The sequence below is a fragment of the Paludibacterium purpuratum genome (assembly GCF_004363805.1).
In the GTDB taxonomy this organism is placed as follows: Bacteria; Pseudomonadota; Gammaproteobacteria; order Burkholderiales; family Chromobacteriaceae; genus Paludibacterium; species Paludibacterium purpuratum.
On record NZ_SNZP01000013.1, the window covers coordinates 14859 to 29020 of the forward strand.

Annotated in this window: 16 protein-coding genes; 9 read left to right on the forward strand and 7 right to left on the reverse strand. The window is 61.5% G+C overall.

What is annotated here, in order from left to right:
• Positions 1 to 990, forward strand: coding sequence for an NAD(P)H-dependent glycerol-3-phosphate dehydrogenase (locus DFP86_RS14985; protein WP_133682689.1), 990 nt, complete (start codon positions 1 to 3; stop codon positions 988 to 990).
• A 48-nt stretch (positions 991 to 1038) separates the two neighbouring features.
• On the opposite strand, the gene DFP86_RS14990 is transcribed toward DFP86_RS14985, so the two are convergent.
• The 6 genes from DFP86_RS14990 to aroQ form a co-directional block, all read right to left on the reverse strand.
• Complete coding sequence (locus tag DFP86_RS14990) at positions 1039 to 1683, reverse strand: redoxin family protein (protein ID WP_133682691.1); 645 nt, start codon at positions 1681 to 1683, stop codon at positions 1039 to 1041.
• A gap of 104 nt (positions 1684 to 1787) precedes the next feature.
• The gene (locus tag DFP86_RS14995; protein ID WP_133682694.1) at positions 1788 to 2912 is read right to left on the reverse strand and encodes a DUF3426 domain-containing protein; all 1125 of its coding nucleotides are present in this window, start codon (positions 2910 to 2912) and stop codon (positions 1788 to 1790) included.
• Complete coding sequence (gene prmA, locus DFP86_RS15000) at positions 2909 to 3805, reverse strand: 50S ribosomal protein L11 methyltransferase (RefSeq protein ID WP_133682696.1); 897 nt, start codon at positions 3803 to 3805, stop codon at positions 2909 to 2911. Before prmA ends, DFP86_RS14995 begins: the two co-directional genes overlap by 4 nt.
• Entirely contained in the window at positions 3805 to 5163 is a 1359-nt protein-coding gene (gene accC / locus DFP86_RS15005) for an acetyl-CoA carboxylase biotin carboxylase subunit (protein WP_133682698.1), read from the reverse strand. Before accC ends, prmA begins: the two co-directional genes overlap by 1 nt.
• 87 nt (positions 5164 to 5250) lie before the next feature.
• Positions 5251 to 5721 (reverse strand): acetyl-CoA carboxylase biotin carboxyl carrier protein, encoded by a 471-nt coding sequence (gene accB / locus DFP86_RS15010; RefSeq protein ID WP_133682700.1) that lies wholly within the window; start codon positions 5719 to 5721, stop codon positions 5251 to 5253.
• Between the two features lie 36 nt (positions 5722 to 5757).
• Positions 5758 to 6207, reverse strand: coding sequence for a type II 3-dehydroquinate dehydratase (aroQ, locus tag DFP86_RS15015; protein ID WP_133682702.1), 450 nt, complete (start codon positions 6205 to 6207; stop codon positions 5758 to 5760).
• 306 nt (positions 6208 to 6513) lie between these two features.
• On the opposite strand from aroQ, the gene queA reads away from it, so the two are divergent.
• From queA to DFP86_RS15050, 7 genes are all read left to right on the forward strand, one after another.
• On the forward strand, positions 6514 to 7539 hold the full coding sequence (gene queA, locus DFP86_RS15020; RefSeq protein ID WP_133682704.1) for a tRNA preQ1(34) S-adenosylmethionine ribosyltransferase-isomerase QueA: 1026 nt from the start codon (positions 6514 to 6516) through the stop codon (positions 7537 to 7539).
• Positions 7540 to 7554: 15 nt separating this feature from the next.
• Positions 7555 to 7926, forward strand: coding sequence for a gamma-butyrobetaine hydroxylase family protein (locus DFP86_RS15025; protein WP_133682706.1), 372 nt, complete (start codon positions 7555 to 7557; stop codon positions 7924 to 7926).
• A 75-nt stretch (positions 7927 to 8001) separates the two neighbouring features.
• Positions 8002 to 8736: a bifunctional demethylmenaquinone methyltransferase/2-methoxy-6-polyprenyl-1,4-benzoquinol methylase UbiE gene (ubiE, locus tag DFP86_RS15030; protein ID WP_133682708.1), complete on the forward strand. Its 735-nt coding sequence runs from the start codon at positions 8002 to 8004 to the stop codon at positions 8734 to 8736.
• A gap of 15 nt (positions 8737 to 8751) precedes the next feature.
• Entirely contained in the window at positions 8752 to 9090 is a 339-nt protein-coding gene (locus DFP86_RS15035; protein ID WP_133682710.1) for a DMT family transporter, read from the forward strand.
• A 17-nt stretch (positions 9091 to 9107) separates the two neighbouring features.
• Entirely contained in the window at positions 9108 to 9719 is a 612-nt protein-coding gene (locus DFP86_RS15040; RefSeq protein ID WP_133682712.1) for a ubiquinone biosynthesis accessory factor UbiJ, read from the forward strand.
• A complete protein-coding gene (gene ubiB, locus DFP86_RS15045; RefSeq protein ID WP_133682714.1) occupies positions 9710 to 11236 on the forward strand; it encodes a ubiquinone biosynthesis regulatory protein kinase UbiB in 1527 nt (508 codons plus the stop codon). The genes DFP86_RS15040 and ubiB overlap by 10 nt, the downstream gene beginning before the upstream one ends.
• A gap of 134 nt (positions 11237 to 11370) precedes the next feature.
• On the forward strand, positions 11371 to 12387 hold the full coding sequence (locus DFP86_RS15050; RefSeq protein ID WP_133682716.1) for a hypothetical protein: 1017 nt from the start codon (positions 11371 to 11373) through the stop codon (positions 12385 to 12387).
• A gap of 7 nt (positions 12388 to 12394) precedes the next feature.
• Here the strand turns inward: DFP86_RS15050 and DFP86_RS15055 are convergent, their stop codons facing one another.
• Complete coding sequence (locus DFP86_RS15055) at positions 12395 to 12760, reverse strand: Mth938-like domain-containing protein (RefSeq protein WP_133682718.1); 366 nt, start codon at positions 12758 to 12760, stop codon at positions 12395 to 12397.
• 148 nt (positions 12761 to 12908) lie between these two features.
• Between DFP86_RS15055 and DFP86_RS15060 the strand changes: the two genes are divergently transcribed.
• Positions 12909 to 14132, forward strand: coding sequence for a pyridoxal phosphate-dependent aminotransferase (locus DFP86_RS15060; RefSeq protein WP_133682720.1), 1224 nt, complete (start codon positions 12909 to 12911; stop codon positions 14130 to 14132).
• Positions 14133 to 14162 lie beyond the last annotated feature (30 nt).

Genomic DNA, 14162 nt, shown 5'->3' on the forward strand with positions numbered 1-14162 from the left:
ATGAAGCTTGCCGTGATGGGTGCCGGCGCCTGGGGAACCGCCCTGGCGATTTCTTTCGCCCGGCAACACGACGTTGTCCTTTGGTCGCGTAACGGTTCGCATGTCGCCGAATTGGCGGCGAACCGGGTCAACCAGCGTTACCTGCCCGATGCACCGTTCCCCGAGCGACTGTCGCTTTGTGCCGAATTGCCGCGTGCCATTGCCGATGCCGAATTGATCCTGATCGCCACACCGATCGCCGGTTTGCGTCCGGCGTTGCGGGCGCTCAAGGCCTCGTCTTCGACGTTGGCGCCGCTCATCTGGGCCTGTAAGGGTTTCGAGGCGGGCTCCAGTTTGTTACCGCACCAGGTAGTGGCCGAAGAATTGCCGGTGCAACATCCGTGCGGGGTGCTGTCCGGTCCGAGCTTCGCGCGCGAGGTGGCTGCCGGCCTGCCGGCCGCCGTGACCATTGCCTCCGACGATGCGGCGTTCGCCGAACGCATCGCTCGCGAGTGGCACAGTCCGTTGCTGCGTTTATATGCCAACGACGACCTGGTCGGCGTTGAAGTCGGCGGGGCGGTCAAGAACGTCATGGCGATCGCCACCGGGGTGGCCGACGGCTTGGGTTTCGGGCTCAATACCCGCGCCGCGTTGATTACGCGTGGCCTCGCGGAGATCACCCGCTTGGCGGTGGCATTGGGCGCCAGTCAAAAAACCATGATGGGCCTGGCCGGCATGGGCGATCTGATCCTGACTTGCACCGGTTCGCTATCGCGCAACCGCCAAGTCGGCCTGCGGCTGGCCGAAGGGCTACCGCTGGCGCAGATTCTGACCGAGCTTGGGCATGTCGCGGAAGGGGTGCCGACCGCCCGCGAAGTGCTGACCATGGCCGAACGCTTGGAAGTGGAAATGCCGATTACCGCCGCCGTATGCGGTTTGCTGTATTACGGCGCCGAGCCCGCCCAGGTCGTGGACGAGCTGCTGAGCCGTTCTCCGAAATCCGAATCCTGAGCCAAGCGTGTTGCGGCGCGAACAAAAGACGGGGCAACCCGTCTTTTGTCATTTGGGTGCGTTCTGTCGCACCGTGTCGATCATCGCGCGCTCCTGGCGTTCGCGTTCATCCGCTTCGGCCCGTGCCCGGGCGGCCTCTTCTTCCGCGCGTTGCAGTGCCTCATTTTCAGCCGCCTCGAGCGCCTGCATGACGGGCAGCATTTGGTCAGTACGGAAATCATCCAACGTATCGCGTAGCCGTTCGGCGTATAGCACCGTGTTGTCGGCATCGGCGATGATGATGGCGGGCGCGGTATAGCCGGCCAGTGGATATTCGGTGATCAAGACACCGAAGTGCTTATGGAAGTCGCGGCCGCGCAAGGTGGAGAGCAAGGTCGTGCGCGGCAGGCCGCGCTCCTTGCGTACTCGGCGTAGCGTGGATGGCGAGTCCACCGAAATGACCACGATTTGCAGCATGGGCCAGCGTTCAAGAAAGCGCAGGGTTTCGCGTAGCAAGCGCATGCCGCCATGCACGTCCTCGTCGAGCGACAGTAGGGTGATGATGGCCTTGGGTTGGCCTGCGAATTGCCCCAGGGCGACGTCGTTGAATTGGTCGTCGACCAACATGAAGCTAGGCAGTCGGCTTCCTGGCGCCGGGAATTCCCCGATCAGCGGCAGAATCTCTTCCCCGTACAGTAACCTGAACTGGTTCATTGCGAACTCCTTTCCATGTTTCTCTCATGGTGGAGTCCGTCTGGGCAAAAAACAAGGAAATCATGTAGACCGGGCGCACGGATGCGCGCCCGGGGGACAAGTTCTTAAGGATAGAACCAGTAGAGGCTGTAGCCTTGGGCATGCACCTTGCCGACATCGAAGCGCATGACGATCTTCTCTTCGCTGCGGGCATCGAAGCGCTTCAGCTTCTGGCTATCCGGTTTCAGATACTCGCGCGGGGTGAATACCTTGCGGATCAGTACTTGGTTATCGGCATCCTTCAGCGTGACCTCGAGCATCGGGAACGCTTGCGGATAAGGGGCGTGATTCTTCAGGGTGGCCGACAATTGCACCAGGTTGGCGTGTTCGGGCACGAACGACAGTTCCGACCACTCCGTGCGGATGTACTCCTGGTCGGTCGAATAGGGGACGGTGCAGCCGAACTGCTTGCACACCCGTTCGAACATTGGCCGGGCCTCAGGCGCTTGCGCGGTGATCAAGGTGCGGTTGATGTAGATCAGTTGGCCGGCGAGCAACAGCAGGGCGAAGAACGAGGCCAGCAACACCAGAACCGTGACGAACGGATTGGGCCGTTTGCGCGGCGAAGCCTCGCTGCCGAGCGCCGGGTCGAAGGGGGGCGCTGCCTCCTCTGCGGGCTCCGGCTCGGGAGGCGCGACGATCTGCGCTTCGGGAGCGTGCGGCACTTCTTCTTGTGGATGTACGATGCGGCGGCTATCGAAAATCGCCGGGACTTCGTCATCGTCAACGATCGGCGATATCGTCGCTTGCGGTTCGTACTCCGCATCGTCTTCGGCGAATGGGTCGCCGATAGGCGCGCTGACGGTCGGCTGTTGGTGAAGCGCTTGGTTGAGCGCCTGCTGAAAGGCCTCCACATCGGCCAGAGACGGCGCGCCGGCGTCGACCGGGTCTGTCTGCGGCGGTTCGGGCAGGCTGGCCGTCATCGGATCGAAATCGGGCACCTCCAGCTCGAAGTCGTCGATGTCGGCAACGGACTGTTCGGGCGAAACGGGGGGCGTCGGCGGTGTCGCCACCGGCGGACTGGGCGGCGGCGCGACAGCCGCCGCCTGCGCTGGCGCGATCAGGCGATCGATGGCGTTGAATACATGGGCACAGCGCCCGCAGCGCACGAGGCCTTTGGCTGCGGTCAATTGCGTGTCACTGACCTTGAATCGAGTCTGGCAAGCGGGGCACTGTGTTGTTTTGGTCATACCGTTTGTCGTCGTGTTCCGGTGAGTCGGGTCCAACCCTCGTCGAAGACCGGCGGGTCCATGTCGAACCAACTGGAATAAATCGCCGAGAGTTCTTCTGCTTGTTCGGCAAGTATGCCGGATAAGACGATTCTACCACCGGTTTTAACATGGTTGGCTAGCATGCCGCCAAGCATACGTAGCGGGTTGGCCAAAATATTGGCCAACAGGACGTCGACTTGGGTCGGCGGCGTGTCGTCCGGCAGGCAGAACAATGCCGAGACCCCGTTTTGCGCCGCATTGTCGCTGCTGGCACGTACCGCTTGCGGGTCGATGTCGACACCGGTGGTGGCGCCGGCACCTAGCTTGAGGGCGGCAATGGCCAGGATGCCCGAGCCGCAACCGTAATCCAGCACGGTGGCTCCCGGTGTCAGGTGGGCGTCGATCCATTGCAGGCACAGCCGGGTGGTCGGATGACTACCGGTACCGAATGCCAGGCCAGGATCGAGCTGCAGGTTGACGGCGTTCGGCGCCGGTGCCTCGTGCCAGGTCGGGGTGATCCACAGCCGGTCGGAGATGCGGATCGGCTCGAACTGCGATTGGGTCAGGCGCACCCAGTCCTGTTCCTCGATGCGCTCGGTGGTGAAGACCGGCATCGGTTGTTGGCAGGCATTGGCCGCCGCGGCGATCAGCAATGCCACCTCCGCGTCATGGGCGAACAACGCAAGGATGCGGCTTTGCGACCACAGCCTGTCGACCGGTTCGCCGGGCTCGCCGAAGATCGGTTCTTCCTGGGTGGTACCGGCCCAGGCGTCCTCGATGGCGGCCGACAGGGCGCCGGCCTCCATCAGGGCATCGGCGAGTTTCTCCGCGATCTTGGAGTCAGCCTCGATGGAGGCCTGGATCCACGCCATCAGATGCTACCTTTCTTCATATTGGCCAGCCGCTCTTCCAGGTAATGGATGCTGGTGCCGCCGCGCACGAAGGCCGAATCCATGAACAGCTCCTGATGTAACGGGATATTGGTCTTGATGCCGGATATTGCCATTTCGGACAGGGCGACGCGCATGCGAGCGATCGCTTGGTCGCGGGTGTCGCCGTAGGCAATCAGCTTACCGATCATCGAGTCGTAATGCGATGGCACGGTATAGCCCTGATAAATATGCGAATCGATGCGGATGCCCGGGCCGCCGGCCGGGTGGTAGCCCTCGATCTTGCCCGGCGACGGGATGAACGAGAACGGATCTTCCGCATTGATGCGGCATTCCATGGCATGACCCCGAATCACGATATCTTTTTGCTTATAGCGCAACTTTTCGCCGGCGGCGATGCGGATCTGCTCTTGCACGATGTCGACGCCGGTGATCATCTCGGTCACCGGGTGTTCGACCTGCACGCGGGTATTCATTTCGATGAAGTAGAAGCCGCCGTTCTCGTACAGGAATTCGAAGGTGCCGGCGCCGCGATAGCCGATGCGGCTGCAAGCTTCGGCGCAAGCCGTGCCGATCTGTTGGCGCTGCTTGTCGGTGATGCCGGGGGCAGGGGCTTCTTCGATGATCTTTTGGTGGCGGCGCTGCATCGAGCAGTCGCGTTCGCCGAGATAGATGGCGTTGCCGTACTCGTCGGACAGGATCTGAATCTCGATGTGGCGCGGCTGTTCGAGGAACTTCTCCATGTAGACCACCGGATTGCCGAAGGCGGCTTCGGCCTCGGCGCGGGTCATGCCCACCGCCGTGATCAACGCCGCTTCGCTGTGCACCACGCGCATACCGCGTCCGCCACCGCCGCCGGCTGCCTTGATGATCACCGGGAAGCCGATTTTGCGGGCGATGCGGACGATTTCCGCCGGATCGTCCGGCAAGGCGCCTTCCGAACCGGGCACGCAAGGTACCTTGGCGGTCAACATGGCGTTTTTGGCCGAGACCTTATCGCCCATCAGGCGGATGGTGTCGGGACGCGGGCCGATGAACACGAAGCCCGATTGCTCGACACGTTCGGCGAAATCCGCATTTTCGGATAAGAAGCCGTAGCCGGGATGGATGGCCTGGGCGTCGGTGACTTCGGCTGCGGCGATGATGGCCGGAATGTTCAGGTAGCTCTTGCCGGATGGGGCCGGGCCGATGCAGACCGACTCGTCGGCCAGCTTGACGTACTTGGCTTCGCGGTCGGCCTCGGAGTGCACGACGACGGTCTTGATGCCCATTTCCCGGCAAGCCCGCTGGATGCGCAGTGCGATTTCCCCGCGGTTGGCAATCAGTATCTTTTCAAACATGGTTTGGCGTGTCCGTAGAAGGTCGGAACAAACAACAAGGGCACGCTTGGTCGTGCCCTGTCATCTCTATGTGCTGGCGTCCGGTGTTTACTCGATGACGAACAGCGCTTCGCCGTATTCGACCGGTTGGCCTTCCTCGACCAAGATCTTGGTCACGGTGCCGGCGCGATCGGATTCGATCTCGTTCATTAGCTTCATGGCTTCGATGATGCACAGCGTCGCGCCCACTTCCACTTTGTCGCCGACTTCGACGAACTTCTTGGCGCCCGGGCTCGGCGCGCGGTAGAACGTGCCAACCATCGGCGACTTGACGACTTGGCTGTCGTCGTAGGCCGGCGCGCTGACCGCCGGCGCTGCTGGGGCGGCCGCGGCCGCAGCCACCGGGGCGGCTTGCTGGACGGGGTACTGCATGGCGTTCATCTGCTGGGCGTAGGCGATCTGGGCATTGGCCGAGACGCGGGTGATCCGCACTTTCTCCTCGCCTTCGGTCACTTCCAGCTCAGCGATGCCGGATTCTTCGACGAGGTCGATCAGTTTTTTGAGTTTACGCAGATCCATGAATTGTCCTTCGGATGTTTTGACTCGCGGATACGATTAGACTTGCTCGCCTAAGCGGGCAATGGCGTGGCTTAGTGCCAGTTCGTATCCATGAGCGCCCAGCCCGCAGATGACGCCGACCGCCAGATCTGAAAAATAGGAATGCTGGCGGAACGGTTCGCGGGCGTGGACGTTGGAAAGATGTACTTCGATAAATGGCACCTTGACGCCTGCCAGCGCGTCGCGCAGTGCGACGCTGGTATGGGTGAAGGCGGCCGGATTGATGATGATGAACTCGGTCTTGTCGCCCGTGCAGGCATGGATACGGTCGATCAGCACATATTCGGCGTTGCTTTGCAGCGTTTCCAATTCGAAACCTGCCTGGCTTGCCTGTTTTTTCAGGCGCTGATTGATCGCGTCCAGCGTGTCCCGACCGTAGTGCTGCGGCTCTCTGGCGCCCAGAAGGTTCAGGTTCGGGCCGTGCAGCACAAGGATTTTTCGGGCCAAGATAGCGGTCCTTCGTTCAAATGATGGGCGGAAGTTTGCCGCAAATGGCAGCAAAATGTCCAGCTTTGGCTGAAATTCATCTACGAATTTTCGTATGTCATTCAGCGGGATTGCCGGAAAAGTGGAGTGAAAGCACTAGTTTAGCCACGTTGTTCCGACTGTGGCTATTGTGCGCCAACCGGCGTGTCCGGCGTTGATCTGCGCCAAATTTTGCCCTGTGCGAAGCGAGATGCCCGGCATGCCTAAACCCGTGCCGGGGAGAGCAAGCGCAGGTATAATCTCACGGTTTCAAGCTTTTGGATCGCCATGCATATTTCGGAATTCGATTACTTCCTGCCGGAACGCCTGATCGCCCAGCACCCGCCGACCGAGCGCGGGGCTAGCCGTATGCTGCATGTCGATGGCGGCGCGCTCGACGATCTGATGTTCGCAGATTTCTTCGATCAGGTGCAGTCGGGCGATGTCATGGTGTTCAACGATACGCGCGTCATCAAGGCGCGCCTATTCGGCGAGAAGGCCAGTGGCGGGCAGGTCGAGGCGCTGATCGAACGCGTGCTGGACGACCACGTCGCGCTGGCGCATGTCCGTGCCTCCAAGTCCCCTAAGCCAGGTACCCAGCTGACCTTCGCCGGCCGCTGGCAAGCCGAAATGGTCGAACGGGTCGGCGATCTGTTCAAGTTGCGCTTCCTGGCCGATACGCCGCTGTTCGATATTCTGGCCGAGTCCGGGAAGCTGCCGCTGCCGCCGTATATCGATCGCGGCGCCGACGGTGAGGACGACGAACGCTATCAGACCGTCTATGCGCGCGAGCAGGGCGCGGTAGCGGCGCCGACTGCCGGATTGCATTTCACCGAGGAGATGCTGGCGCGGCTGGCGGACAAAGGCGTCAAACTTTGCCGTGTGACGCTGCACGTCGGTGCCGGCACTTTCCAGCCGGTGCGGGTCGACGACATCCACGAACACAAGATGCATAGCGAGATCTACGAGATCCCCGAGACCACCCGGGTCGAGATCGCCGCCGCTCGCGCGGCTGGCCGTCAAGTGCTGGCCGTGGGCACCACCAGCCTGCGCGCGCTCGAATCGGCTGCGCAATCGGGGCAACTGGTGGCCGGGCGCGGCGAAACGGACATCTTCATCACGCCGGGCTATCGTTTCCGCGTGGTGGATCGACTGCTGACCAATTTCCACTTGCCGAAATCGACGCTACTGATGCTGGTGTCGGCTTTCGCCGGGATGGACACCATTCGCGCGGCCTATCTGCATGCCGTCGCGCACGAATACCGGTTTTTCAGCTATGGCGACGCCATGCTGCTGGAAAAACAACGAATCTGACACGGAGAACCCGCCATGGCCGGATTGAAGAAAGACAGCGCCCGCCCGGTCGAGCTTTGCCTGCACACCCGTACCCGGGTGCTGGAAATCAGTTTCGACGATGGTGCGCATTTCGAATTGCCGAGCGAATATCTGCGGGTGTACTCGCCGTCGGCCGAGGTCCGCGGACATGGCGTTGGCCAGGAGGTGCTGCAGACCGGCAAGCGCGACGTGGCGATTGTCGCCATCGATCCGGTCGGGCAATACGCCGTCAAGCTGGTGTTCGACGATGGACACGACTCCGGCCTGTACAGCTGGGCCTATTTGTATGAGCTGGGCAGCAAGCAGTCGGAAAATTGGCAGCATTATCTGGATCGGCTGGCCGCTGCGGGCGCGAGTCGGGATTAGCTGTCTACCATGGGATGTCGCGTGCGTTCGCATCGCAACGCACGCCCACAAAAAACGGGACGAAGGAAGCACGACATGGAGAAAACGACGCACTTCGGTTTTAAGACCGTGGCTGAAAGCGACAAAGCGCAGAAAGTGGCCGAGGTATTCCACTCTGTGGCGCAGAAATACGATGTGATGAACGACCTGATGTCGGCCGGCTTGCATCGCGTCTGGAAGCATTTCACCTTGACGACCTCCGGTGTGCGCCGCGGCGACCGGGTGCTGGATATCGCCGGCGGCACCGGCGACCTGGCGCGCGGCTGGGCCCAGCGCGTGGGGCGCGATGGCGAAGTCTGGCTAACCGACATCAATAGCTCGATGTTGACTGTCGGCCGCGACCGCTTGCTCGACGCCGGCATGATTCTGCCCGTGGCGCTGGCCGACGCCGAGAAACTGCCGTTTCCGGATAATTATTTCGATTGCGTGTCGGTGGCCTTTGGCCTGCGCAACATGACCCACAAGGAGGCCGCACTGGCCGAAATGTGCCGTGTGCTCAAGCCGGGCGGCAAATTGCTGGTGCTCGAATTCTCCAAGGTCTGGAAGCCTCTGTCGCCGCTGTATGATCTGTATTCGTTCAAGGCTTTGCCGTTGATGGGCAAGCTGGTCGCCGACGACGCGGATAGCTATCGTTACCTGGCCGAGTCGATTCGCATGCATCCCGACCAGGAGACGTTGCGCCGGATGATGCTCGATGCCGGCTTCGGCAAGGCCGACTTCCATAACCTGACCGGCGGCGTCGTGGCGCTGCACAAGGGTTACAAATTCTAATCGGCGGGGCGCGAGATGCATCCGACACTGACTAGTTGGCTCATGCTGGCCGGCGCGATCGCCGCCGAAGTCACCGCCACCAGTTCGCTGAAGCTGGCCGCTGGCTTTAGCCGGCCGCTACCCTCGATGGTGGTGGTTCTCGGCTATATCGTGTCCTTCTGGCTGCTGGGCCGTGTGGTGCAGCGACTGGAGCTGGGCCTGGTGTATGCCGTCTGGTGCGGCGTCGGCATGGCCGTGGTGGCCATGGTGGGCGTGTTTGCCTATGGCGAGAGCCTGACGTGGCTGAAATGTGCCGGTATCGTTTTCATTACGGCAGGCGTCGTGATGCTGAGCTTCGCCAAATCCTCTGCCTGACCGATCGAGAGCCCGCCATGCAACCCATTCTCGCCTTGTTCAACCACATCCTCGGCCAGCATCCCGAAGTGCGCGCCGAATTGGCCGAACTGGCCGGCCGGCGCGTGGCGCTGGCGATGCCGCCGATGACTTTGTCCGGCGTGATTACCGACGTTGGCCTGCTTGCCGCAAGTGCGGGCGAGCCGGAGGCCACGGTGCGCGTCAAACCGCTGGCGGCACTCTCGGCGCAATGGTCGGGCCGGGTGCCGGATTTTTCCGACCTCGAGCTTGCCGGCGATAACGAACTGGCCCAACGCTTCGGCCATTTGGCAGGCCAGTTGCGCTGGCTACCGGTGGAGGATCTGTCCGGCCTGCTCGGCGATGCCGCCGCGCATCGTATCGAGGGCTGGCTGCGCCGAAGCGCCGGCTTCAAGGGGGCGGTGGCGTGGCGCGTACTCGACAGTTGGATCGAGCACTTGCGCGACGAGATGCCTCTGTTGACGCATAAACGGGATGTCGAACGATTCGTCGCCGCTGTCGATGCCTTGCGCGACGACGCGGCGAGATTGGAAAAACGCCTGGCTCGGCTGGAAGCCGAGCGCGGGTCTCGGAGCGAGCCGGCATCGCCGGCCGTAACACCATGCGGATAGCGCGCGCCTACAAGATTTTTGCCACCTTTTACCGTTTTGGCCTGGATGATTTCTTTCGCGGACACTCGCGCCTGAAATGGTTGCATACCCTATGCCGGTTGTTGCCGTTGCCGCGGCATCGCCGCGACAGCCTGCCGGTGCGTCTGCGCTTGGCATTGGAGAGCCTGGGGCCGGTATTCGTCAAATTCGGCCAGGTGTTGTCGACTCGACGGGATCTGCTGCCGACCGATTTCGCCGACGAACTGGCCAAGTTACAGGACAAGGTGCCGCCGTTCGACGGTCAACAGGCGCGTCAGGTCGTCGAGGCCGGCCTGGGCCGACCGCTAGGCGAAACCTACGTCGATTTCGACGATGTGCCGGTGGCCAGTGCCTCGGTGGCCCAAGTGCACCATGCCTGGTTACGCAACGCCGACGGCAGCCGGGGCCGCGAAGTGGCGGTCAAGGTGCTGCGCCCCGGCATTCTGCCGGTGATCGAGCAAGATCTGGCGCTGATGCGTCTGCTGGCCCGCGTGGTCGAGGCCGGTTTTCCCGACGGCAAGCGGCTCAAGCCGGGCGAGGTGGTGGCCGAGTTCGACAAGTATTTGCACGACGAACTGGATATGATGCACGAGGCAGCCAACGCCTCGCAGTTGCGGCGCAACTTCCAGGGTTCGGACATGCTGCTGGTGCCCGAGGTGTTCTACGATTACACCGCGCGCGACGTGCTGACGCTCGAGTGGATGCGCGGCACGCCGATCGGCCAGATCGACCGCCTGCGCGCCGATGGTGTCGACCTGAAGAAACTGTCGCGCTTTGGCGTGGAAATCTTCTTCACCCAGGTGTTCCGCCATGGCTTTTTCCATGCCGATATGCACCCGGGCAATATTTTCGTCGCCGCAGACGGCCGTTATATTGCGCTCGACTTCGGCATCGTCGGTAGTCTGACCGAAGTCGACAAGCACTATCTGGCCGTCAATTTCCTGGCCTTTTTCAATCGCGATTACCACCGGGTCGCCACCGCACACATCGAGTCCGGCTGGGTGCCGGCCGATACTCGCCCGGAAGAGCTGGAAGCGGCGGTTCGCACCGTGTGCGAACCATTCTTCGAACGCCCGCTATCGCAGATCTCCTTCGGGCTGGTGCTGTTGCGTCTGTTCGAGACCAGCCGCCGTTTCAACGTGGAAATCCAGCCGCAGCTGGTGTTGCTGCAAAAGACGCTGCTGAACATCGAGGGACTTGGACGGCAACTCGATCCGGATCTCAATTTGTGGGATACCGCCAAGCCCTTCCTCAATAAGTGGATGAACGAACAGATCGGCTGGCGCGGTTTTGTCCGCGCGGTGAAGAACGAGGCGCCGCAATGGGCGACTTTGCTGCCGACTCTGCCGCGCAAGCTCAACGAAACGCTAGGTGGCCGAACTCAGGACATGCTGGTGCAAAGCTACGTGCTGCTGATGAAGGAGCAGAAACGGCAGAACTTCCTGTTGACGCTGATCGCCATTTTGCTGGTGGTCGTGCTGCTTAAGGGCTGGCTGTAAGACGCGGGGGCCGGTGAATATCGTGCCTCCGAAGGCATTTCCCATCATGTTTATTGTCGAGAACCTGACCTAATATTCCACCAATTGGAAGATAGTCAACAGGCCCTAGCAATGGCAGGCGGGGAGGAATGCCGATGTACAGTCAAGAAGAGATCGATTCCGCCATCGAGGCTGGCGTACTCAATCAGGAAACGGCCCAGGCCTTGCGCGAGCACGTCGAAGGTCTGCGCAAGCTGTCGAACGAGGATGAGCCGTTCCGTTTGATCGTCGGCTTCAACGATGTGTTTGTCGTCATCGCCTGCCTGTTGTTGCTTGGCGCCGTGTGCGTGTTGGGCGCGTCGCTGTCGCCCTGGGTGGGCGCCGTCGCCACGGCGGGCGCGAGTTGGGGGTTGGGCGAATGTTTCGTCCGCCGTCGCCGTATGGCGCTGCCGGCGGTGGTGCTGTCGTTGGCCTTTCTCGGTGCCGTCGCCTTCCTAGGCGGCGCGCTGTTGGGCGCGTTCGCCGTTGTGGCGTTTCATGCGGGCAAAGAGGGACAGACCGCGGCCACCAGTTTGGGGATGGCGATCGGCGCCGTTCTGGCCGCCTGGTGGCATTGGCGACGGTTTCGCACGCCGATCACCGTCGCCGCGGGGACGGGGGCGGTGCTGGGCGTGATCTTGTTCTTGCTCATTCCGCTCATCAAGGACTACTGGCCCGTCTTTCTATTCGTCGCCGGATGCGGAACCTTCGCGCTGGCGATGGCTTGGGATGCCCGCGACATGGCGCGCACAGGCTACCAAAGCGATGTGGCGTTCTGGCTTCATCTGCTGGCGGCGCCGCTTTTGGTGCACCCGGTATTCAATCTTGTCGGTCTCATGACGGCGACTGAGATCCATGTCGGCCAGGCACTCGCCGTACTCGTGCTCTATCTGTTGATCGCCCTGTGCTCGCTGGCGATCGACCGGCGTGCGCTCATGGTGTCGGCGCTGGGTTATGTGCTGTATACGCTGAGTGCCTGGATCAATCAAAGTCGTTTCATTAGCGATAGCTTCGCCTTGACCGCGCTGGTGATGAGCACGGCACTTTTAACGCTGTCGATGTTCTGGCATCCGTGTCGCGTCGCGGTGATGCGCTTGCTGCCCCGGTGGCTTGCGCGTCGCCTGCCGGCATGACCTGCGCCTATCCCAGCGCCGCCAACACCACGCGGCGGTCTTCCGCCATCAAAATATTGTAGCTACGGCACGCGGCCTGGGTGTCCATCGCTTCGAAGCCGACGCGTGCCGCGGCCAGCGCGGCGGTCAGACGCGGGTGCGGGAAGCGAAGGGTGTTACCGCTGCCGAACAGCACCACCTCGGGTTCGAAGGCCAGCAACGCTTCGAAATCGTCGGCGACGAGCGTTTCGAACGATTCGACCTGCCAGGGAACGATGCTGTCCGGTGTCACAATCAGATTGCCGCTGAAATAATCCTGATTGATGCGAATACGGTCGGCCTCGTAGGCGGTGATCAGATTGCGGCCCTGGGCCGCTGCCTCATGCAGTTTCATGCTGGTTTCCATCAGAAAATTAATATGCCCGCGCTGGCGCGTTTAGGATAGGATTATAACTCGACCCGGCCAGGCGGGTTGCCTGGCCGCCGGGAACAAAGAGTATTCAACAAGCGCGAGAAACGCGCGTGAAAACAAGTAGATCGCCATGCAGCCAGTCAAAAAATCTCAGAAACTCGCCAATGTCTGCTACGACATCCGCGGGCCGGTGCTTGAATATGCTAAGCGGATGGAAGATGAGGGCCACCGCATTCTCAAGCTGAATATCGGCAACCCCGCACCGTTTGGCTTTTTCGCGCCGGACGAAATCATCGAAGACGTCATCGCCAACCTGCAGGACGCATCGGGCTATTCCGATTCGCGCGGCTTGTTCGCCGCTCGTAAAGCCATCATGCATTATGCGCAGGAAAAGCAATTACCCAATGTCGGCATGGAGAACATCTATATCGGCAATGGCGTATCCGAACTGATCGTCATGGCCATGCAGGGCTTGCTCGACGTCGGCGATGAAGTGCTGGTGCCGGCGCCGGACTATCCGCTGTGGACGGCGGCGGTCAGTTTGGCCGGCGGGCGCGCGGTGCACTACGTGTGCGACGAAGCGGCCGGCTGGTTTCCCGACATCGAGGACATGCGCGGCAAGATTACGCCCAACACCCGCGCCATCGTGGTCATCAATCCGAACAACCCCACCGGTGCGGTCTATCCGCCGGCATTGTTGGCGCAGATCGTCGAACTGGCGCGTCAGCATCAACTGATCATCTACGCCGACGAAATTTACGACAAGGTGTTGTACGACCAGGCATCGCATACTTCGATCGCTTCACTGGCGCCCGATGTGCTGTGCATCACCATGAACGGTTTGTCCAAGAACTACCGCGCCGCGGGCTTTCGCGTCGGTTGGATGATCGTTTCGGGCGAGAGGCACCACGCACAGGACTATATCGAAGGCCTGAACATGCTGGCTTCAATGCGGCTGTGTTCGAACGTGCAGGGGCAATATGCGATTCAGACCGCACTCGGCGGCTACCAGAGTATCGACGACCTGGTGCTGCCCACGGGGCGGCTTGGTCGGCAGCGCGATCTGGCCTGGGAACGGCTGACGGCGATTCCCGGTGTGAGCTGCGTCAAGCCGCAGGGTGCGCTGTACCTGTTTCCGCGCCTGGACCCCAAGATGTATCCGATTGCGGACGACCAGCAGTTCATCCTGGAGTTACTGCGCCAGGAACAGGTGCTGCTGGTGCAAGGTACCGGTTTCAACTGGGTCAACCCGGATCATTTCCGCGTGGTGTTCCTGCCGAATACCGACGATTTGAACGAAGCCATGGATCGCATCGAGCGCTTCCTGGATGGCTATCGTCAGCGCCACGCCTAACTACTCATAATTAAAAATGACCAGGAGATC